Annotated in this window: 17 protein-coding genes and 1 pseudogene; 6 read left to right on the forward strand and 12 right to left on the reverse strand. The window is 66.6% G+C overall.

The genetic code is table 11. The annotated features are described in order from the left end of the window. Positions 1-94: 94 nt before the first annotated feature. Entirely contained in the window at positions 95-238 is a 144-nt protein-coding gene (locus FCN77_RS26095; RefSeq protein WP_175417347.1) for a hypothetical protein, read from the forward strand. 17 nt (positions 239-255) lie between these two features. Here the strand turns inward: FCN77_RS26095 and FCN77_RS21165 are convergent, their stop codons facing one another. After that, the gene (locus tag FCN77_RS21165) at positions 256-963 is read right to left on the reverse strand and encodes a FadR/GntR family transcriptional regulator (RefSeq protein ID WP_137323852.1); all 708 of its coding nucleotides are present in this window, start codon (positions 961-963) and stop codon (positions 256-258) included. Positions 964-1,065: 102 nt separating this feature from the next. Here FCN77_RS21165 and FCN77_RS21170 point away from each other — a divergent pair, with 102 nt between their 5' ends. Next, on the forward strand, positions 1,066-2,442 hold the full coding sequence (locus FCN77_RS21170; RefSeq protein WP_302646220.1) for an alpha-hydroxy acid oxidase: 1,377 nt from the start codon (positions 1,066-1,068) through the stop codon (positions 2,440-2,442). A 133-nt stretch (positions 2,443-2,575) separates the two neighbouring features. Here FCN77_RS21170 and FCN77_RS21175 read toward each other — a convergent pair whose 3' ends face one another. Beyond that, entirely contained in the window at positions 2,576-3,118 is a 543-nt protein-coding gene (locus FCN77_RS21175) for a helix-turn-helix transcriptional regulator (RefSeq protein ID WP_137323853.1), read from the reverse strand. A 155-nt stretch (positions 3,119-3,273) separates the two neighbouring features. Here FCN77_RS21175 and FCN77_RS21180 point away from each other — a divergent pair, with 155 nt between their 5' ends. Then, positions 3,274-3,768: a hypothetical protein gene (locus tag FCN77_RS21180; protein WP_137324899.1), complete on the forward strand. Its 495-nt coding sequence runs from the start codon at positions 3,274-3,276 to the stop codon at positions 3,766-3,768. A gap of 44 nt (positions 3,769-3,812) precedes the next feature. Here the strand turns inward: FCN77_RS21180 and FCN77_RS21185 are convergent, their stop codons facing one another. Beyond that, on the reverse strand, positions 3,813-5,036 hold the full coding sequence (locus tag FCN77_RS21185) for an acetoin utilization protein AcuC (RefSeq protein ID WP_137323854.1): 1,224 nt from the start codon (positions 5,034-5,036) through the stop codon (positions 3,813-3,815). 104 nt (positions 5,037-5,140) lie between these two features. Between FCN77_RS21185 and FCN77_RS21190 the strand changes: the two genes are divergently transcribed. Both FCN77_RS21190 and FCN77_RS21195 read left to right on the forward strand, forming a co-directional pair. Then, positions 5,141-6,574: a TrkH family potassium uptake protein gene (locus tag FCN77_RS21190; RefSeq protein WP_137323855.1), complete on the forward strand. Its 1,434-nt coding sequence runs from the start codon at positions 5,141-5,143 to the stop codon at positions 6,572-6,574. Further along, entirely contained in the window at positions 6,567-7,253 is a 687-nt protein-coding gene (locus tag FCN77_RS21195; RefSeq protein ID WP_137323856.1) for a TrkA family potassium uptake protein, read from the forward strand. The genes FCN77_RS21190 and FCN77_RS21195 overlap by 8 nt, the downstream gene beginning before the upstream one ends. Positions 7,254-7,264: 11 nt before the next feature. On the opposite strand, the gene proC is transcribed toward FCN77_RS21195, so the two are convergent. The 8 genes from proC to FCN77_RS21235 all read right to left on the reverse strand — a co-directional run bounded on the left by proC (position 7,265) and on the right by FCN77_RS21235 (position 16,623). Then, positions 7,265-8,098 (reverse strand): pyrroline-5-carboxylate reductase, encoded by an 834-nt coding sequence (gene proC / locus FCN77_RS21200; protein WP_137323857.1) that lies wholly within the window; start codon positions 8,096-8,098, stop codon positions 7,265-7,267. A gap of 586 nt (positions 8,099-8,684) precedes the next feature. Next, positions 8,685-10,049, reverse strand: a complete 1,365-nt coding sequence (locus tag FCN77_RS21205; protein WP_137323858.1) for an RNA polymerase sigma factor — start codon at positions 10,047-10,049, stop codon at positions 8,685-8,687. Positions 10,050-10,073: 24 nt separating this feature from the next. Further along, positions 10,074-10,415, reverse strand: coding sequence for a YciI family protein (locus FCN77_RS21210; protein ID WP_137323859.1), 342 nt, complete (start codon positions 10,413-10,415; stop codon positions 10,074-10,076). A gap of 109 nt (positions 10,416-10,524) precedes the next feature. Next, positions 10,525-11,361, reverse strand: a complete 837-nt coding sequence (locus FCN77_RS21215) for a sugar phosphate isomerase/epimerase (RefSeq protein WP_137323860.1) — start codon at positions 11,359-11,361, stop codon at positions 10,525-10,527. Between the two features lies 1 nt (position 11,362). Continuing rightward, a complete protein-coding gene (locus FCN77_RS21220) occupies positions 11,363-12,418 on the reverse strand; it encodes a Ppx/GppA phosphatase family protein (protein ID WP_137323861.1) in 1,056 nt (351 codons plus the stop codon). A gap of 81 nt (positions 12,419-12,499) precedes the next feature. Then, positions 12,500-12,949 (reverse strand): SseB family protein, encoded by a 450-nt coding sequence (locus tag FCN77_RS21225; protein WP_137323862.1) that lies wholly within the window; start codon positions 12,947-12,949, stop codon positions 12,500-12,502. Positions 12,950-13,141: 192 nt separating this feature from the next. Beyond that, positions 13,142-15,880 carry a type I DNA topoisomerase gene (topA, locus tag FCN77_RS21230; protein ID WP_137323863.1) on the reverse strand — a complete coding sequence of 913 codons (2,739 nt, stop codon included), beginning with the start codon at positions 15,878-15,880 and terminating at the stop codon, positions 13,142-13,144. Positions 15,881-15,987: 107 nt separating this feature from the next. Beyond that, positions 15,988-16,623, reverse strand: a complete 636-nt coding sequence (locus FCN77_RS21235) for a helix-turn-helix transcriptional regulator (protein WP_137323864.1) — start codon at positions 16,621-16,623, stop codon at positions 15,988-15,990. Positions 16,624-16,813: 190 nt separating this feature from the next. Between FCN77_RS21235 and FCN77_RS21240 the strand changes: the two are divergent. Next, a pseudogene (locus FCN77_RS21240) lies at positions 16,814-17,935 on the forward strand (MFS transporter); the annotation flags it as partial. 221 nt (positions 17,936-18,156) lie between these two features. Here FCN77_RS21240 and FCN77_RS21245 read toward each other — a convergent pair. After that, positions 18,157-19,788 carry a methyltransferase gene (locus FCN77_RS21245; protein ID WP_137324900.1) on the reverse strand — a complete coding sequence of 544 codons (1,632 nt, stop codon included), beginning with the start codon at positions 19,786-19,788 and terminating at the stop codon, positions 18,157-18,159. Positions 19,789-19,864: the final 76 nt, after the last annotated feature.

Here is a 19,864-nt window from a genome sequence, read left to right on the forward strand (position 1 = left end):
TGAGTCAGTGTATTTCACTCCGTTCCCTAAAAATCTAGTCAGACTTGGTTTTTGTGGATACGATGATTGTCAGGACCCAACGGAGGGTCGGCTTTTGTCAGGAGGCAGTGCGGCCATCCCGGCGAAGGCGTTCGGGCATTACGACGGCGGCTGGCAGTTCGAGCCGGGCGGGTTCCGGCTGCTGGTGGGCCGGCACGCGGCGCACGATTTCCGGGCGCTGGACATAGAGCTCCGCTGACTCCGGCTTCACACGCCCTACTGCCGGGCTGGGTCCGAATCCTTCGGGCCCAGCCCGGCTTCTTTGTAGTACCCCTCGATATGGGCAGCCACAAGCCCGGCCGCCTTGCCGCCGTCGTGGTTGTTGATGGCAGCGAGGATCTCGCGGTGTTCGGCGCGGAGGCGGGCGGCGGTGGCGTCCCAGTCCGGCAGGTTGGCCGTGAGTTTTCCGGCGTAGCTTTGGATCGCCTCCCGCAGCGAGCCCATCATGGCGCTGACCACGGCGTTGCCCGCGGCCTCCGCCAGCGCCAGGTGGAAGCGGACATCCAGTGCCAGGAACTCGTCCGTATCCGGGCAGGCGTCCATCTTATCCAGCAGCCCGGCAGCTTCGGCAAGGGCCGGCGAATCCGTGCGGGCGCGGGCCGCTGCCCAGGATTCGAGCAGGACGCGGGTTTGCACGATGTCGGCAACGGGGAGGTGGGTGGTGGCCACGTGGAGGCGCAGGGCCGAGCCGAGGGCCGCCGTCGGGTCCGCGATGACCACAGTGCCCGCTTCGGGACCCGACCCCACACCCGCGCGCACCACGCCCATGGCTTCCAAAACGCGGATGGCCTCCCGGACGGAGGTGCGCGAAACCTGCAGCTGTTCGGCCAGCGTCCGCTCCGCCGCCAGCCGGCCGCCCAGGGCCAGTTCGCCGCTGGAAAGCTGGTTCTCGATCCACTGAAGGACCAATTGATGGGTGCGCATAGGCCAATGGTACTTGATGTGGTTGGACCACATCCTTTAGAGTGTGGTTAGACCACAGAACATCCTGTCCAGAGCCCACAGCCCTATGCCCCGGAGGCAGCAATGACGCACACCATCCAGCCCAACAACCCGGAGACCACGCCGGCCCCCGAGACAACGGACGCACCGGCCGCAGAAAACGTACGTGCCGATGCCTCCGCCGCAGGCACGTCCCTGGCTGGCGCCGTGAACCGGGCGGCCGCCGCGGTGCCCGCCGCGCTCAAGCGCCGCGTGCCCAAATATTCGGACCTCGCCCCGCTGATGCAGTTCAAGAAGCCGGAGTTCAGCCGTGCCGCGAAACTCCAGCGGGCCAGCACCATCTGGGAACTGCGGGACATGGCCAAGCGCCGCACCCCGCAGGCGCCCTTCGACTACACCGACGGCGCAGCCGAGGCCGAAATCACCCTGCGCCGGGCCCGGGAAGCGTTCCTGGACATCGAGTTCCGGCCGGGCATCCTCCGGAACGTCTCCAGTATCGACCTGAGCACCGACATCCTGGGTAAGCCGTCCCGGCTGCCCGTCGGCATCGCGCCCACCGGATTCACCCGGATGATGCAGTCCGAAGGCGAGTACGCCGGGTCCCAGGCCGCCGAGGCCGCCGGGATCCCCTACACGCTCTCCACTATGGGCACGGCGTCCATCGAGGACGTCGCCGAGGCCGCACCCAACGGACGGAACTGGTTCCAGCTGTACCTGTGGACGGACCGTGACCGCTCCCTCGAACTGATCGAACGCGCAGCCCAAGCAGGCAACGACACCCTGATGGTCACGGTGGACACCGCCGTTGCCGGCGCCCGCCTCCGGGACGTCCGCAACGGCATGACCATCCCGCCGGCACTCACGCTGAAGACCGTGCTGGACGCGTCCTACCGCCCGGCCTGGTGGTTCAACTTCCTCACGCACGAGCCGCTGACGTTCGCGTCGCTCTCGCGCTACACGGGCACGGTGGCGGACCTGATCAACTCCATGTTCGACCCCACGCTGACGTTCGAGGACCTCGACTGGCTGCGCGAAACCTGGAAGGGCAAGCTGGTGGTCAAGGGCATCCAGACCGTCGACGACGCCCGCAAGGTGGTGGACCACGGTGCCGACGGCGTGGTGCTCTCCAACCACGGTGGCCGCCAGCTGGACCGTGCGCCCATCCCGTTCCACCTGCTGCCGGGCGTAAAGGAAGCCTTCACCAAGGACAACTCCGGCGCCGCCATCATGCTCGACACGGGCATTATGAGCGGGGCGGACATCATCGCGGCCCTGGCACTGGGCGCCGACTTCACGCTGATCGGACGCGCCTACCTGTACGGCCTCATGGCCGGTGGACGGGCCGGCGTGGACCGCGCCATCCAGATCCTGGAGAAGGACATGACCCGCACCATGGCCCTGCTCGGCGTCAGCAGGCTCTCCGAACTGACCCCGGACCACGTGCGGCTCCTGGGCAAGTAAACCTGCCGCGCCCGGTCCCGCTTTCGAACGCCCCACCCAACTAACTCGCATTTAACCCACCCAAAACGGGTTTTGACAACTGCTTTGACAAACTGTTTTGACAACGTTAAATGCAAGCCAGTTGGGTGAGTGGCTACTTTTTGCGGCCGAACTTGGGCAGGTTCGCGATGAGGTCCGCGGCCTTCGTCGCGGCGCGGCCCACGGTGCGGCCGATTTGCTGCGGCACAGAGTCATCTCCCGCGGTGGCCACCGGAATCGCCACGGCCGGGCTCAGTTCCCCTCCGGCGGAGCGGCCCGGCACCTCGGCGGTGCCCGGACGGAACGTCCCCGCACCGGCAGGAACGGGCGACGGCGACGCGGCGGCCTCCGCTTTCTCATCAGCTTCTGCCGGCGGGCTTACGACGGCGGCCCGCGGCCCGACGTCGAACGTCTCCAGCCAGCTGGCAACGCCCGCGAGGGGTTTGGGGTTGAGCGCGTAGTAGCGCTTTTGGCCCTGGGCGCGCATGCTGACGAGATCGGCCTCGCGAAGGACTTTCAAATGCTTGGAAATGGTGGGCTGGCTGGCGTCCAGTTCCTCGACCAGCTCCCCCACTGCTTTGTCCCCCGAGCGGAGGGATACCAGAATGTCACGCCGGGTTGCCTCAGCAATGACGGCAAATACGTCGTCTGTCACCATGTGATCCACCCTAGCGACATATACGCCGGATGGCATCCACTATTTCGCCCCGCGCACAAAGGCCATTGCCCCGTACCGGCCGCGGTGCTAGAACGGACTCACGGTTGGCCCGGGCTGTCCGGCTGCAGCCGCACAAACATGAGGGGTGGGTGGCCATGGATTTCCTGCGCCAGCAGCTGTTCAACATCATCGCTTTTGTGTTTCTGGGCCTGTTCGTGGCCGTCTGGTCCTCCGTTCTTCTTCGCGTCGGGTTCTGGGTGCCGGACGGCAGGACCGTCGCACCGCCGCTGAATGGAGCCCTGGTTACCGCCGCAGGCGTCCTCGCGACGTCCATGAGCTCGCTGACGGCCTCGGCCCTGGGCTTCACCATTGCGGAGGTGCGCCGCGACGAAGAAGCCCGCCGCGAACTCTCACCCGGCCATGCGGACACCGGCGTCGCCTTCAACCCTGCCGAGGTTACGGCCAGGCTGTCCGGGCGGATCGTCGCCGCGGTGGTGGTCTACCTCGCGGTGGGGCTGCTGGTCCTGCTGCTTTGGCTGGTCAAGGGAACAGCGTCCACCGACTTGATCGGCGCCTTCGCGCTGTCCCTGCTGGGCTGGCTCATCGGCGCTGCCGGAGTGGTCTTCCAGACGGAAAAGCCGCTCACCTAATAGAAGCAGGCGCCAATCGAACCAGGCGCTAGTCGAACGAGGTGCTAATCGAACCAGGGATCCAGGCCATAGAGCGGAAACACTTCCTTGCGGGTGGCCATCACGGTTCGGTCCACCTCGTCATTGGGGTCGAAGCCGACCTCCCATGAACGCCACCACAGGTCCACGTCGTCGCCCATGGCTTCGGGCGCGGACACGCCGTACTTCGCGCCGTACTTCTCCTGGACGTATTGCCGCCAGTCCTCGGGCACGGGCGTGCGCAGCGGTACGGGCCGGCCGGCTGCGATGGCGATCAGGTGGCTCCAGGAGCGCGGCACCACGGTGATCACGTTGTAGCCGCCACCTCCCGTGGCAATCCACCGGTTGCCGCAGTAACGCGCCGCGAGATTCCCGACGGCGGTGGCCGCCTCACGCTGCCCGTCAACGCTGATGTTGAGGTGTGTGAGGGGATCCAGCCGGTGCGAATCACAGCCGTGCTGGCTCACGATGACCTCCGGCTCGAAGGCGCCGATCAGCTGCGGCACTACCGCATGGAACGCCCGCAGCCAGCCGGCGTCGCCTGTCCCGGCGGGGAGGGCCACGTTGACCGCGCTCCCCTGGGCGTTCGGGCCGCCGATCTCGTTCGCGAAGCCCGTTCCCGGAAACAGCGTCAGCCCGGTCTCGTGCAGCGAGATGGTCAGCACTCGCGGATCATCCCAGAAAATGTTCTGCGTCCCGTCGCCGTGGTGCGCGTCGACGTCGATATATGCCACTCGCTGCACGCCGCCGTCGAGCAGTTTCTGGATCGCCAGGGCGGCGTCGTTGTAGATGCAGAAGCCGCTGGCCCGTTCCCTGGCCGCGTGGTGCATTCCGCCACCGAAGTTAACGGCCCGGACGGCGCTGCCGTCCAGGATCGCGGCTGCCGCGAGCAGCGAACCACCGGCAAGCCGGGCGCTGGCCTCGTGCATCCCGGCGAAGGCGGGGTCGTCCTCGGTGCCCAGACCGCGCTCAAAGTCCGTGAGGTCCGGGTTCGCGCTGACGCGGCGGACGGCCGCCACGAACCCTGCGCTGTGGACGGTGCGCAGCTCGTCGTCGCTGGCCACCTCCGGTGCGGCCACAGTGACGTGGGCCAGGTCCAGCAGCCCCAGGCTTTGGGCCAGGCGGGCGGTGAGCTCCATGCGTTCGGGCGCCATCGGGTGCCCGTGCCCAAAATTGTAGGCAGTCATGGCCATGTCCCACACCACCGTCGTCGGCAGTGCAGGCTGGGAGAGACCTGGCAGGAATGTCATCAAGGACAGGCTACCTGAGCCGGACGGCCCGTTTTCCCGGTCATTGCGCGGAATATAGTGGTTTACTACTGAAGGAAGCCGTTTCAACCGAGGAAAATCCGCCCATGACGCAAAGCCAGCCGAGGTCCATGAGCCCGGCTAACTGGCACCCCGGCATGCCGGAGCGTGAGGGCCTATGGATCTTCACGGGCATCCGCGACTTTATCGACAACATCGCCAACACCTCACCCGCGCGGCTGGCGCTGACTGCGTTCGGTGTAGTGATCATCGTATTCACCGCGCTCTTGTCGCTGCCGGCGTCATCGGCCACCGGCGACTTCACTCCCCTGCACCAGGCACTTTTCACCGCTGTGTCCGCAGTCTGCGTCACCGGCCTGACTGTGGTGTCCACCGCCATGCACTGGTCCTTCTTCGGCCAGATGGTCATCCTCATCGGTATTTTCGTTGGCGGCCTGGGCACCCTGACCCTGGCCTCGCTGCTGGCGCTCATGGTCAGCAAGAAGCTCGGCGTGCGCGGCAAGCTGATCGCCCAGGAAGCCATGAATAACGCCGGCCGCCTTGGCGAAGTGGGTACCCTGCTGCGGATCGTCATCACCACTTCCGTGGTGATTGAGGGGGTCCTCGCACTTGCCCTGATCCCCCGCTTCCTGACGCTCGGCGAAAGTTTCGGCCAGTCGGTGTGGCACGGTGTCTTCTACGCGATATCGTCGTTCAACAACGCCGGATTCACCCCGCACTCGGACGGCATCGTCCCCTACGAAACCGACCTTTGGATCCTGATCCCGCTAATGCTGGGCGTTTTCCTCGGCAGCCTGGGGTTCCCGGTTGTGATGGTGCTGCAGCAGAACGGCCTCAACTGGAAGAAATGGAACCTGCACACCAAGCTCACCATCCAGGTGTCGTTCATCCTCCTGGCGGCCGGCACCGTGCTCTGGGGGGTGATGGAGTGGGAAAACATGCGGACCATCGGTTCCATGAACGTCGGGGACAAGATCACGCACTCGCTTTTCGCCTCCGTCATGACCCGGTCCGGGGGCTTCAATCTGGTGGAGCAGAACCACATGGAGCCCACCACCATGCTCCTGACTGATGCCCTGATGTTCGCCGGCGGCGGTTCGGCTTCCACGGCCGGCGGCATCAAGGTGACCACAATCGCGGTGATGTTCCTGGCCATCGTTGCCGAAGCCCGCGGCGACGCAGACGTAAAGATCTACGGCCGCACCATCCCGCAGGGAACCATGCGGGTGGCCATCTCGGTGATCGTGGCCGGCGCAACGCTTGTGTCCGTCTCCGCGCTCCTGCTCCTGCACATCAGCGGCGCTTCCCTGGACCGGGTGCTGTTCGAGACCATTTCAGCCTTCGCCACGGTGGGACTCAGCACCAACCTCAGTGCCGAACTGCCGCCGTCGGGCGTGTATGTCCTGTCCATCCTGATGTTTGCGGGCCGTGTCGGCACCGTAACCCTAGCCGCTGCGCTGGCCCTCCGCCAGCGCAGCCAGCTTTACCACTACCCGGAAGAGAGGCCCATCATTGGCTGATCCCTCAGGCGCCGTAAATCGCCCCGCCCACAATGCCCCCGTCCTGGTGATCGGGCTGGGCCGTTTTGGCTCTTCGACCGCCGAACAGCTGGTCAAGCAAGGGCGCGAAGTGCTGGCTATCGAGCGCGACCGCAACCTGGTGCAGAAGTGGGCCCCGGTGCTCACCCACGTCGTCGAGGCCGATGCCACCAACATCGACGCCCTGCGCCAGCTCGGTGCGCAGGAGTTCAGCTCCGCCGTCGTCGGAGTCGGCACGTCCATCGAATCTTCGGTGCTGATCACCGTGAACCTGGTGGACCTGGGGATCCAGCACCTCTGGGTCAAGGCCATCACCCCGTCGCACGGCAAGATCCTCACCCGGATCGGCGCCAACCACGTGATATACCCCGAGGCAGACGCCGGCGTCCGTGCCGCGCACCTGGTGTCCGGACGGATGCTGGACTTCATCGAGTTTGACGACGACTACGCGATCGTGAAGATGTACCCGCCCCGGGAAACTGTCGGGTTTACGCTCGAAGAGTCCAAGGTCCGGTCCAAGTACGGCGTGACAATTGTGGGTGTGAAGACCCCCGGCGAGGACTTCACCTACGCCCGGCCGGAGACCAAGGTGTCATCGCGGGACATGCTGATTGTTTCAGGCCACGTGGACCTGCTCGAAAGATTCGCCGCCCGGCCGTAGCCGGAGCCCGCCTACGCGAGCTGGGAGGTGATCTCGGCTGCCCGTGCTGCGGCTGCCCGGGCGCCGTCAGCGATGATCGCCGGCATGCCGCGGTCATCGAACGTCGCTATGGCCCGTTCCGTTGTGCCGTTCGGGCTTGTCACGGCCTTGCGCAGCGCGGTGGGGTCTGCCCCGGGTTCGGCCAGCATCAGGCCCGCGCCGGCGACGGTTTCCCGTGCCAGCAGGAGCGACAACTCAGGATCCAGGCCAAGTTCGACGCCGGCGGAGGCCATGGCCTCGGCCAGGTAGAACGCGTAGGCCGGGCCCGAACCGCTGATGGCGGACAACGCATCCACCTGCTCTTCGGGCACCTCCACTACGGTGCCGGCGCCTTTGAGGACGTCCTTGGCCAGCTGCAGCTGCTCTGCGGTGCAGCTGGTTCCCGGCGACACAGAGACGACGCCGCGGCCAAGTTTGGACGGGGTGTTCGGCATGGTCCGGATCACCGGCTGGCCGGCCGGCAGCGCGGCCTCCAGCTGCGCGATGGACACCGCGGCGGCCACGCTGACCACGATGGCAGTCGGGGACAGCGACCCGCTGATCTCACGGGCCAGGTCGGCGATGCCCACCGGTTTGACGCCGAGAATCACGACGGCGGAGCCGGTGGCGGCTTGCTTGTTGTTGTCCGGCTCCTCTTCGCCGGCGATGGCCGTGATGCCCGGGTGGCGCTGGGCGAGTTCTGCGGCACGCTCGGCGCGCCGGACGGTGGCCACGACGTCTGCCGGGTCTGTTCCGGCCTCCAGCATGCCGCTCATGATGGCCTCGTTCATGGACCCACAGCCAAGGAATGCGATTCGGTTGCTCATTGGTCCATCATTGCAGTTCGGCGTGCGGCGCCGCATCCGCAGTCTGCGCCCCGGACATCCGCCACCGGTCCGTGGGCCCGTGAACCGGGCGTGTGCCGGGCCGGGCGGGCGGCATTCACAGCTTGCTCACATGGTCGCCGCAGCTTCTACACAAACTCGGCCCCTAACGTAGTTATTACCTCATTGAGGGTGCGAGTGATGAGGCAAGCATGGGGATGCTTGCCCGGCACCGGTGGTCTGCAGCAGGTTTCCCCCATTTTCCTGCCAGGGCCGCCGGTGCCTTCGCTTTTAAGCCGCACAGCTGTAAGGCACGCAGCACGCGTGGCCCACTCTGCAGGCACCGCGGGAGCAGGATTGCCAGCCAACGCACAGGGTAAATGCCTGAAACACACAAACTGTATCTGTAACTTGGAAAGTGCCTCATAGGTGCGAGTGATGACAGCCGGTTCCACGGAACCGGCGTGGCGCCGGGCGGCTGCGGAAGGGTTCCCCCAATTCCTTCCGCTGACCCGCCCGGCGTTTTCCCTTTTAAGTCCCCGCCGCTAAGCCGCGCCCGCCAAGCCGCCCGGCTAAGTCCCCGCGGAACTCAGTCCCCCGCCGGCAACTCCTGCAGGCGCCCCTCCAGGAAACGCCGCTCGGCAGCATTTCCGGCCAACGCCAGCGCTTCCCGGTAGGCCGACGCCGCTTCGCCGATCCGCCCCAGGCGTCGGAGCAGGTCGGCCCGCACGGCATGGAACACCCCGTAGTCAGCAAGCTCCAGCTTGTCCACCAGCGCAAGGGCCTGGGCGGGGCCCTGCACTTCGGCAACGGACACAGCCCGGTTGAGTGCCACCACGGGGCCGGGCGTGGCCAGGAGGAGCTGGTCGTACAGCCGCAGGATCTGGTCCCAGTCCGTTGCTTCGGCGGACTGGGAGTCACTGTGGACCGCATTGATGGCGGCCTGAAGCTGGTACGGTCCCGGCCGGTTCCGCCGGAGGCACCGGCGGACAATCGACTGGCCTTCGGCAATAAGCTCCCGGTCCCACAGCTGCCGGTCCTGGTCCGCCAGCAGCACCAGGCCGCCGTCGGACGTCATCCTGGCAGCGCGCCGTGACCCGATCAGCAGCATCAGGGCCAGCAGCCCCTGGGCTTCGGGTTCATCCGGCATGAGCCCGACAAGGAGCCGGCCCAGCCGGATGGCCTCTGCGCAGAGGTCGTCGCGTACCAGTGCCTCCCCCGAACTCGCGCTGTAGCCCTCGTTGAAGATCAAATAGACGACGGCGAGCACGGCCGCAAGCCGCTCGGGGAGCTCGGCGCCGTGGGGCACCCTGTAGGGAATCCGGGCATCCCGAATCTTTGCCTTGGCCCGGACCAGGCGCTGGGCCATGGTCTTTTCGGGAACCATGAAGGCCCGGGCAATCTCGGCTGTGGTCAGTCCGCCGAGCAACCGGAGCGTCAGGGCGACGCGGGCTGCGGGTCCAAGGGCCGGATGGCAACACGTGAAAATCAGCCGTAGGGTGTCATCACGCACCACTGCCTCCTCGGTGAGCTCGTCCATCAGCAGGTCTTCCGGCGCCAGGCCCGAAGACTCCCCTGTGCGGAATTGAAGAAGGTCGGCCTGGGCATATTTGTCGGCTCGGGCGGCGTCCCGCCGGAGCCTGTCAATGGCCCGGTTCCGGGCTGCGGTGATGATCCACCCCGCCGGGCTGGGCGGAATTCCTGCGGACGGCCAGCGCTCAAGGGCAGCTGCGAAGGCGTCCTGGACGGCGTCCTCGGCGATGTCGATGCTGCCGAATACCCGGATCAGGACGGCGACAGCGCGGCCGTACTCCCGTCGGAAGATGCGGGCGATCGCCGCTTCCGCAGTTGCGCTGTCCGCAGTGGCACCGTACGCAGCGGCGGCGGCCGAATCAGCCCCCGCCGTTGAACCGGCTCCCGCTGTGGAACCCGCCCCCGCTGGGGAACCAGGCATGGTCATCCGGAGCCGCCCGGACGACTAGTGCTGGAAGGGGCGGACTTCGACGGGCAAGGTGACAGCCTTGGCCAGTTTGCGGCCCCAGTCCAGCGCGGCATCCAGGTCATCGACATCAATGATGGTGAATCCGCCGAGGTGCTCCTTGCCCTCGGTGAACGGACCATCCGTGATGAGCACGTCGCCGCCCTGCGGCCGCAAGACTGTGGCGGTGTCCGCGGGATGGAGCCCTGCGGCGAACACCCAGGCGCCGGCCGCCTTCATTTCCTGGTTCAGGGTGTCCAGGTCACGCATGATCGGCTCCAGGAACTCCGCGGAGGGAGCGGGACCGTCAGGCTGGTAAATGCTGAGCAGGTACTGTGACATTTGGTTTTCCTCCTTGAGGATTCGGCCGGCCCGGTGCCGGCGTCTCACCTTCTATACGAACAGCCGCCGCCCGTATCGACATCTCCCCGACTTCGCGGAAAAGTCCTTCCTACGCGTCCCTGGCGGCCACCAGCGGGTGACTCAGGTGCTGGCGCGCGAACGTGAGGGTTTCGTTCAGCCACTGTTCGCGTTCCCCGGCGAATTTGGCTCTTCGGGTGGAGATCTCCGCCACCACCACACCGTCGAATCCGTTGCGTGCCAGGTGCTGCAGCGCCTCCGCGCAGCCCTGGTTGCCGTGCCCGGGGATCAGGTGTTCGTCCTTTCCGGAGCCGGTTCCGTCGGTCAGGTGGATGTGCCGGAGTTTGCTTCCGAGTGCCTTGATCGCCTCAACACTGTTGGCCCCCGCAGTGGCGGCATGCGAGAAGTCCCACGTGACGTCGTCGTAATCCTGGCCCAACGGGTCCCAGTGCGGCAGATAAGCGACAGTGTCACGGCCGCGAACGCGCCACGGGTACATGTTTTCCACGGCGATCCGCACCTGGTACATGTCGGCGAGCTGGCGGATGCCGGCGGGGAAATTCTCCGCGTAGTTGCTCTGCCAGCGGAACGGCGGATGAACAACCACGGTGCCGCAGCCCACTTCCCGGGCCATCCGGCAGGACATCTCGATCTTGTTCCAGGCCGCCCCCCACACCTTCTGCGTCAGGAGCAGCGTGGGTGCGTGGATGGAGACGATCGGCTGCCGGTAGCGGTGGCTGAGCTCCAGGAGGGAGTGCGGGCTCTGGCTGGTGGCGTTGTTGGTGACCATCACTTCCACGCCGTCAAACCCAAGGTCCTGTGCCACGGCGAAGGCGTCGTGGACGCTCAGCGGGTAGACGGAGGCGCTGGACAGCGCCACGGGGATCACGCGGTCTTCTTCAGCGGAAAGTTCGACGCCGTTGCTCATCTCAGCCGGCCCTCCCGCCGGCCGCGGTGGCCGGGGCCGCTGCGGTGGCAACGTTCGGGGTGCTGGCGGTATCGGGGGCCGCCGTTACCGGTGGCAGCGCTACGTGGGACGCCGGCTCCAGGGGCCCCTCGAAAATCAACTGGTCGAGCCGACGGAGAATCAGTCCTTCCCGGAGCGCCCACGGGCAGATCTTGACCTTCTTGAATTCGAAGAGTTCAAGGGCCGCCTCAGCCACGAGCGCTCCGGCGAGGAGCTGGTTGGCGCGGGCCTCCGAAACGCCGGGAAGGTGCAGCCTGTCCTCAGTCTTCATAGCCGAAATCCGCTGCGCCCAGATACCGAGATCAGTGGCGCCCAGTTCGCGCTTGACGTACGGCCCGGCTGCGCTCGGCGCTGCCCCGGCGATCCGGGCCAGCGAGCGGAAGGTCTTGGACGTTCCCGCCACCACGTTGGCCCTGCCCAGTTCGCCGAAGCTGCGGACGGCAGGTTTGAGGGTAGCCCGGATGTAGCGCCGGAGTTCCTTGACGCTCTTCGCGGTGGGAGGATCCTCGTGCAGCCAGTCCCGGGTGAGGCGGCTGGCTCCCAGCGGCACGGACGTGGCCAGTTCCGGCAGCTCATCCTGGCCCAGGGCCATTTCGAAGGAACCGCCGCCGATGTCCAGGTTGAGGATGGGCCCCGCGCCCCAGCCGTACCAGCGCCGGACGGCGAAGAATGTCATGGATGCTTCTTCGCTGCCCGTCAGTTCCTGGAGGGTGACGGTGGTTTCATGCTTGACCCGGGCCAGCACCGCGGGTCCGTTGGTGGCCTCGCGGATAGCTGACGTACAGAACGCCAGAAGATCCTGCGCCTTGTGTTTGGCGGCAAATTCCCACGCTTCGAGGACGAATTCGATGAGTTCGTGCTGGCCGGCGTCGTTGATATTTCCCTCGGAGTCGAGGAACTGGACGAGTGAGAGCGGACGCTTGTGCGACGCGAACGGCACGGGCCGCGCGCCAGGATGCGCGTCAACCAGGAGCAGGTGAACGGTGTTGGACCCGATGTCGAGGACGCCTAGACGCATTCTGCCATTATTCACCGATAGCAAGCCGCCGGCGCAACTGCGTCGGCGGCTTGCTGCTCCAAGACGGGATTACGGTACGGGCTACTCGCCGCTCGCGCCGTCTGAATCCTCGGACGGCTGGTCGGCCCGTTTGAAGTCGCGCCGGATGTTGGCCACACCCTCGGGATCGATCTCGAAGCCGAAGGCGCTGCCAGGGTTGATCACCATGCCCAGCTCATCGCCGAGGTTGCCGATGATGGCGGCGCCCTGGGTTCCCAGCACGTTCGGGGCGGCGTCGAGAAACTGCTGGTCCACGCGGCTCGGGTGGGAAAACACTGCCAGCACGGGCTTACCCTCGGAGTTGGACAGCACCAGGGGCTCAACCTGCGCGTCTTCACCTTCCAGGGCATCGGAGCTGATGATGTAGACCTCGTTGTTGAGGAAGGACAGGATGACGTCCACCGGGTTGGCATCCGGGTGGTCACCAGTGGCGAGCTTCTCTTCGAGGTCGTTCAGGGGCTGGATTTCCGCGGGTGCAGGCTGTTCAATCATGCGTCTACTCGATCACGTTGCGGGGCGGGGCGCAATTCCTATCACCGGCCGCCTGCCGGATGGGAGGAATCCGGCAGCAAGACGTCAAGCGTGGGCCCACACCGTCCGGGTTCCCTGGCCGAGCTTGCGAGGCAAGGGAGACGGTGGGGCGAACGAGCGAGCACGCCGAGGATTTCTCCCATCCGGGCCTCCCTACTTCTTGGCGACGGCTTTCTTCTTCGCCGGGGCCTTGCGGGCGGTGGCGGGACGCTTGGCCGGACCCTTGGCACGCTTCTCCGCCAGGAGCTCGATGGCCTGCTCGCGGGTCAGTTCCTCAAGGGACGTGGCACGCGGAACGGTGATGTTGGTGATGCCGTCGGTGATGTACGGGCCGAAGCGGCCTTCCTTCACCACGATGTTCTTCTCCGACACGGGGTCCGGGCCGAACTCCGCCAGCGGCGGAACGGAGGCACGTGCACCGCGCTGCTTGGGCTGCGAGTAAATCTCCAGCGCCTGCTCCAGCGTGATGGTGAAGATTTCCTCTTCGGAGCCGATGGAACGCGAGTCCGTGCCCTTTTTCAGGTACGGGCCAAAGCGGCCGTTCTGCACCGTGATCGGGTTCCCCTCGGCATCCTGGCCCAGGACCCGCGGAAGGCTCATGAGCTGCAGCGCCTCGTCCAGGGTGATGGTGTCAACGGCCATGGACGCGAAAAGCGAGCCGGTGCGCGGTTTGGCCTTGACGGGCTTCTTCGGCGGTTTGGGCTTGCCGTTCTTGTAGTACTCCACCGGCTGGTTGGCCAGCTGCTCCTCGGTCATCTCCGGAATGATCTCCGTGACGTAGGCGCCGTAGCGGCCGTTCTTGGCCACAACGGTGTGGCCCGTGTGCGGGTCGTCGCCAAGAACGCGCTCTTCGGGAGCAGCGGTTTCCATCAGCTCCCTGGCCTTGGCGGCGGTCAGCTCATCCGGGGCCAGGTCCTCGGGGACGTTGGCCCGGGCGGACTCGACCACTTCGCCGGTCTTCGGGTCCACCGTGGGGACGGAGCTTTCGAGGTAGGGTCCGAACTTGCCGACACGGAGCGTGATGCCCTCGGCAATGGGCACCGAGTTGATCTCCCGGGCGTCAATCTCGCCGAGGTTATTGACGATGCTCAACAGGCCGGGATCGGCATCTTCGCCGTAATAGAAGTGCTTGAGCCAGGCAGCGCCCGCGGCCTGGCCGTTGGCGATCTTGTCCAGGTCACCTTCCATGTCCGCCGTGAACTCGTAGTCGACATAGTCATGGAAGTGCTGCTCGAGCAGCCGGATCACCGAGAATGCGATCCAGCTGGGGACCAGTGCGGAGCCCTGCTTACGAACGTAACCGCGGTCCTGGATGGTGGAGATGGTGGAAGCATATGTTGACGGGCGCCCGATGCCCTTCTTTTCCAGCTCGGCCGTCAAGGAGGCTTCCGTGTAGCGCGGCGGCGGCGAGGTCTCGTGGCCCACGGCGATGATGTCCGCCGCGGTGAGGGAATCGCCCTTGGCCACGTTCGGCAGGCGCCGTGCTTCCTCGGAGTCGTCATCCCCCCGGCTTTCGTCCTTGCCTTCCTCATAGGCAGCGAGGAAGCCCGGGAAGGTGATGACGGTGCCCGAGGCCGAGAACTCCGCATCGCGGCCGTCTGTTGCCACCGCGCCGAGGCGGATGGTGGCCGTGGAGCCCTTGGCGTCGCCCATCTGGGAGGCGACAGTGCGCTTCCAGATGAGCTCGTAGAGCCGGAATTCGTCGCCGGAGAGCTGTTTGGCCACCTGCGCCGGGGTGCGGAAGGAGTCACCTGCGGGGCGGATGGCCTCGTGGGCTTCCTGCGCGTTGGCTGCCTTGCTGGTGTACACCCGGGGCGACCGGGGCACGTACTCCGGGCCGTACAGTTCAGCGGCCTGGCGGCGTGCGGCCGTCACGGCTTCGTCGCTCAGCGCGGACGAGTCCGTACGCATATACGTGATGTAGCCGTTTTCGTAGAGGCGCTGGGCCACCTGCATGGTGCTCTTGGAGGAGAACCGCAGCTTGCGGCCGGCTTCCTGCTGCAGCGTGGAGGTGGTGAACGGCGCGGCCGGACGGCGCGTGTACGGCTTGGTGTCGACGGAGCGGACGCGGAACTCCGCGTCCTGCAGCCCCGACGCCAGGGACGTTGCGAGTTCCTCATTCAGGTGCGCCACATTGCGCGAGGTGAGTTCGCCGTCGTCGTTGAAGTCACGGCCGCTGGCCACCTTGGCGCCGTCGACGGCAGCGAGCTTCGCCTTGAACGAAGAAGCAGCCCCGGAACCGGCCCCGAACTGGCCGGTGAGGTCCCAGTAGGACGCCGACTTGAACGCCATGCGCTCCCGTTCACGGTCCACCACCATGCGTGTGACCACGGACTGGACGCGGCCGGCGGACAGGCCGCGGGCCACCTTGCGCCACAGCACGGGGGAAATTTCGTAGCCGTACAGGCGGTCCAGCACGCGGCGGGTTTCCTGCGCGTCCACGAGGTCCTGGTCGACATCGCGCAGGTTGCCCATGGCGCGCTGGATGGCTTCCTTGGTGATTTCGCCGAACGTCATCCGGTAGACGGGAACCTTGGGCTTCAGCACTTCAAGCAGGTGCCACGCGATGGCCTCGCCCTCGCGGTCCCCATCGGTTGCGAGATAAAGAGCATCAGCGTCTTTGAGCTGGGCCTTGAGTTCGGCAACCTTTTTCTTCTTGTCCGGGGACACCACGTAGTACGGCTTGAAGTCGTTTTCGATGTCGACGGCGAACTTGCCGATGGAGGTCTTCTTGAGTTCGGCAGGGAGCTCCGAAGGCTGCGGCAAATCACGGATGTGACCGATGGAGGCCTCCACGATGAAACCCTCGCCCAGGTACTTGGCGATGGTCTTGCTCTTGGCCGGAGACTCTACGATCACGAGTTTTTTGCCGGTTTTGGCCTTGCTTGGCACGGTGCTCCTACAGAAAAAGGTTGGCTCGGGCAGATGAGCCCATACTCGCCTAGTTCACCATATTTTGCAGGATGATGCGCATTCATGTGGAAAACGGGTGCCGGGCATCACTTACGGTCGTCAGGAACCATGGACCACATTGTGGCCATCCGTTCGGCGCCTTCCGGGACGTGGTCCGGGTCCTCGAGTTCGTATTCCCGCAACAGGCCAAAGACCTTCGCGGTCAGCTCGGAGCGTTGCTCCGAGGTCAGATAGAGCAGGCTGGTGGAGAGCGCCACCACTGAGGACGCTTCGGCCGGCTCTCCTTTCTTAAGCCGTTCATCCCGGACTTTCGCGTACGCATTGACCCGACGACGGAAGGCGTCCAGTTCCAGGTCCAGCACGGCGAACTCGGGACTGGCCACCCCGCCGCCGGAATTGATGGTGAAGTCCGTCCCGGCGGCCCGCCACCTGCGCTCGCGTGCGTCCCCGGCCGTGGCCGCGGGTTCCACGATGCCCCACTTCTGCAGGGCCCGCAGGTGGTAGCTCATGGCGCTGGGTGTCAGCCCTGTTTGGGCGGCAAGCTCGGTGGCAGTCCTGCTGACCTGCGTGGAATACAGCTCCGAAATCACTTCCAGCCGGGCGCCGTGGGCGAGCGCGCGGATGGCCTTGGGGTCGGTGATTTCCACCTTTTTCTCCGGCCTTGCCCTGCGCGTGGCGCCCTCTTCCGGCGCCGGCTCCGTTTCCGGAGTTTTTGCATTCACGCCTCCAGTCTATCGACCAGCTGGCAACTCTGAAAGAAACGCTTGACATTCCATTCGGCGAGGGAGTACTTTCACGGACATGGGGGAGACCGCAGGGCCATCGCCTGCCTTAATACACCTGGATTCACCGCTCTGGCGGAACCGGGATTTCGTGTGGGCGAGCAGCGCCCGCTTCATGGCTGCCGCCGGCATGGGCGCCGTCGTGGTCTGCGTTCTGCTGCATCTCCAGGCAGCAACAGCCGCCGGTGGCATCCCGGTCCCCGGTCCGTGGCTGGTGGCTGCCTACCTGCTGTGTTCGGCCCTTCCGTTGGTTGTCCTGGCCCCGTGGGCGGGCAGGCTGGCGGACACGAGGGACTCCCGGACACTGGCGACGGCGGCCTCCGCCGTCAGCGCCGCGGCCGTGGCCGGCATGGGCCTGGGCATCCAATACCTGGACAACCATATTCCCTTGCTTTTTGCGCTGACGTTCGTGCTGGATGCCTGCCAGGCCGTTGCCGCCCCCACGTGGCAGGCACTGCTGCCGCGGATTGTCGGCGAGGAGCGGACACCGCGGGCCGTCGGCACGATGCAGGCAACCATCATGATCGCGGGGATGGCAGGTCCGGCGGCGGGCGGGGTGCTGAGCGGCTGGGGCGGTTCGGCCCTGGTGTTTACTGTGGCCAGCGCCTGCTATGTCGCCATGGGCGTTGGCGCCATGCTGATCCGGACGCGAAGGGGCACCGCGGCGGAACGTGCCGGCAGGCAGCTGCCTGCGCTGATGGACGGGTTCCGGCTCATCCGAAGGGACAGCCTGGTGTGGGCGCTCGTACTCGGGGCCCTGTTCTTCATTGCGGTCGGCGAAGCCACCAACGTCCTTGAGGTGTTCCTGGTGCGGGGCGAGATGGGCGCCACCGAAACCGAGTACGGCCTGCTCGTTGCCTCATTCGCCGTCGGGATGGCTGCAGGGGCCGCCCTCGCGGCGCTCATCCAGACGCCGCGCGTCCGGCTGCGCGCCCTGTTGGGGGCCATGGCCCTGACGTCGGCGGTGCTTGCCGTCATCGGGCTGGTACCAACAGTAGAGATCATGTTCGTGGCCTACACGGCCATGGGGGTGTCCTGCGGCGTCCTGAACGCCTGCTTCGGCGCGATCGTGATCCTCCGGATGCCGGAGGCAGGACGCGGGCAGGCGATGTCCATGATCGGGGGCCTGACGCGGGCCGTCTCGGTTGCCGCGCTGGCGCTGGGCGGTCTCCTGGGCGCGCTGCTGCCCGTGCGGGCCGGCTTCCTGCTCATCGGGGGAACAGGCGCGGGCGTTTCCCTCGCCATCGCGATCACTGTGCTCTGGCGTTTCCGTTCATCAGACCTGGCTGCCGCACAGGAGGCTGCCTGGCCGGAAGCTGCCGGGCACCAGCCCCGGGGCCGGAAGCGGATTCGCTGCCCGCGCCGGACACGGCCGCGCCGGAAGCGGATTCGCGGCGCGCCGCAGTGGCAGCCGCGCCAGCCGTTGCACCGGGCGCTGCCGGTTCAGCCGCCACGGGCGCTGCAGCCAGCGGTTCAGGCAGGCAGCAGGAATCCGTCGCGGACCAGGTTCCGCACCTCCGCCAGAAGACCGTCCCGGAACGTCCCGCCGTCGAACCCGTCGCCTCCGCCCAGTAGCGCTTCAAGGGCGCCGATGATCTGCCCGACGGACAGGTCGCCGTCGCACGCTGACACGAAACCGGCGAGCTCGGTGCTGAGCAGGTTGGTGCGGCGGAGTCCGGCGCCCTGGCGCAGCAGGATCACGCCGGGGTGTTCAGCCCCCGGGCGCTGGTGCCGTTCCTCGGTGACGTCCTCGGCCACCAGCAAGTGCCCGGCGGCAAGATCGTTGGCCTCGAGCCAGTCGCCCCGCTCCACAGCCGCGCCCAGGTGCGGGCCGACAGGCTGCTCGATGGGGTAGGTGATCACTTCGAAGCGTGCCAGGACCGGCCGGGCACCGTCGGCGGGGCGGCGCAGGTAGATCATGCCGAAACCGATCCCCTCCACGTCTCGTGAGGCAAAGTCGTCCAGGTAGGCGGCGTAGGCGTCCTGGTAATGCTGGCGGTCGCGGCCCTCGGAAGCATCCTGCAGCCACGTTTCGGCGTATTGCTCCGGCCCCACCTGCTCGCGCTGGATGAACCACGCGTCCACCTCCGGACCGGCCCAGCTTTGCGGCCTTTCCGACCACGCCGCCCCTGCCGCGACCTCCCAGTTGCCCAATAGCTGGGCTGTTCCGGCCGGGGCAAGGACGGACGGCAGGGCCCTGACCAGCGAAGCGACGATGTCGTCGCCGGGCAGGCCGCCGTCGCGGTACGTGAACTGGTCGGCGGCCCCCTCCCCCAGGCTCCGGGGCGTGATGACAAACGGCGGGTTGGACACCACCAGGTCGAAGGCTTCACCGGCCACCGGTTCCAGCAGCGAACCCAGCCGCAGGGTCACCCGCTCGTCCGGATCGGCCGGGTCGATCCGAAGGGCCTCGGCGTTCAGCAGCAGGTTGAAGCGGGTAAAGGCCAGCGCCCGGGCCGAAATGTCCGTGGCTGTCACGTGCTCGGCATGCTGCAGCAGATGGAAGGTCTGGATGCCGCACCCGGTGCCGAGGTCCAGGGCTTTCGCCACGTGCCGGCGGACGGTGGTTTGGACGAGGGTTGTGGACGCCTGGCCAATGCCCAGCACATGGTCATGGCGAAGCACGCCGGTCTGCTGATGGGCGGCGAGGTCGCTGGCCACCCACAGTTCCGTGCCGCCGGCCGTGTCGTCCCCCGCGGAGGCCTCCCAGCCGTACGGCCGCAGATCCGCCTTCGCGCGGACAGTTCCAGCGCCGGATCCCGCCGCGGCCGGCTCAACGAGCCCCAGCGTCAGGAGGCCCTCCGTGCGGATCCCCGGGAGGGCGGCGTCGAGCGCGTCAGTGTCCTGCGGTACCGCCAACAGCCAGAGGCGCACGACGGCGGCAAGCGCGGCCGAGTCTGGCGCACCTTTTGCGGCGGCTTCGGTGACAATCAGGGCCGGGATCAGCTGATCCCGGCTGAGGGCCGCATAGGCGGACCCGCCGAGCAGAGCGGCCACTCCGTCCACGGTGTACCCCACGCCGCGCAGGTCGGCGGCAAGCGTGGAAAGTAGCTCCGGCAGGTCGCTGCGCGGGGCGTCGGAGGTGTTGCCGGCGGTGAAGTGCATCGCTGTTTCAGTCACGGTGCAAGTCTATTGTTCCGTCCTGACCCGTTTGGACCCCGCTGCCGCGGCTTGCCTACGG

This window comes from Arthrobacter sp. 24S4-2, assembly GCF_005280255.1.
In the GTDB taxonomy this organism is placed as follows: domain Bacteria; phylum Actinomycetota; class Actinomycetes; order Actinomycetales; family Micrococcaceae; genus Arthrobacter.

What these genes read in the sequence shown, in the direction of transcription:
- FCN77_RS21165 (WP_137323852.1), bottom strand. Translation starts at nt 963, where the DNA reads ATGCGCACCCATCAATTGGTCCTTCAGTGGATCGAGAACCAGCTTTCC.
- FCN77_RS21170 (WP_302646220.1), top strand. Translation starts at nt 1,066, where the DNA reads ATGACGCACACCATCCAGCCCAACAACCCGGAGACCACGCCGGCCCCC.
- FCN77_RS21175 (WP_137323853.1), bottom strand. Translation starts at nt 3,118, where the DNA reads ATGGTGACAGACGACGTATTTGCCGTCATTGCTGAGGCAACCCGGCGT.
- FCN77_RS21180 (WP_137324899.1), top strand. Translation starts at nt 3,274, where the DNA reads ATGGATTTCCTGCGCCAGCAGCTGTTCAACATCATCGCTTTTGTGTTT.
- FCN77_RS21185 (WP_137323854.1), bottom strand. Translation starts at nt 5,036, where the DNA reads ATGACATTCCTGCCAGGTCTCTCCCAGCCTGCACTGCCGACGACGGTG.
- FCN77_RS21190 (WP_137323855.1), top strand. Translation starts at nt 5,141, where the DNA reads ATGACGCAAAGCCAGCCGAGGTCCATGAGCCCGGCTAACTGGCACCCC.
- proC (WP_137323857.1), bottom strand. Translation starts at nt 8,098, where the DNA reads ATGAGCAACCGAATCGCATTCCTTGGCTGTGGGTCCATGAACGAGGCC.
- FCN77_RS21205 (WP_137323858.1), bottom strand. Translation starts at nt 10,049, where the DNA reads ATGCCTGGTTCCCCAGCGGGGGCGGGTTCCACAGCGGGAGCCGGTTCA.
- FCN77_RS21210 (WP_137323859.1), bottom strand. Translation starts at nt 10,415, where the DNA reads ATGTCACAGTACCTGCTCAGCATTTACCAGCCTGACGGTCCCGCTCCC.
- FCN77_RS21215 (WP_137323860.1), bottom strand. Translation starts at nt 11,361, where the DNA reads ATGAGCAACGGCGTCGAACTTTCCGCTGAAGAAGACCGCGTGATCCCC.
- FCN77_RS21220 (WP_137323861.1), bottom strand. Translation starts at nt 12,418, where the DNA reads ATGCGTCTAGGCGTCCTCGACATCGGGTCCAACACCGTTCACCTGCTC.
- FCN77_RS21225 (WP_137323862.1), bottom strand. Translation starts at nt 12,949, where the DNA reads ATGATTGAACAGCCTGCACCCGCGGAAATCCAGCCCCTGAACGACCTC.
- FCN77_RS21245 (WP_137324900.1), bottom strand. Translation starts at nt 19,788, where the DNA reads ATGCACTTCACCGCCGGCAACACCTCCGACGCCCCGCGCAGCGACCTG.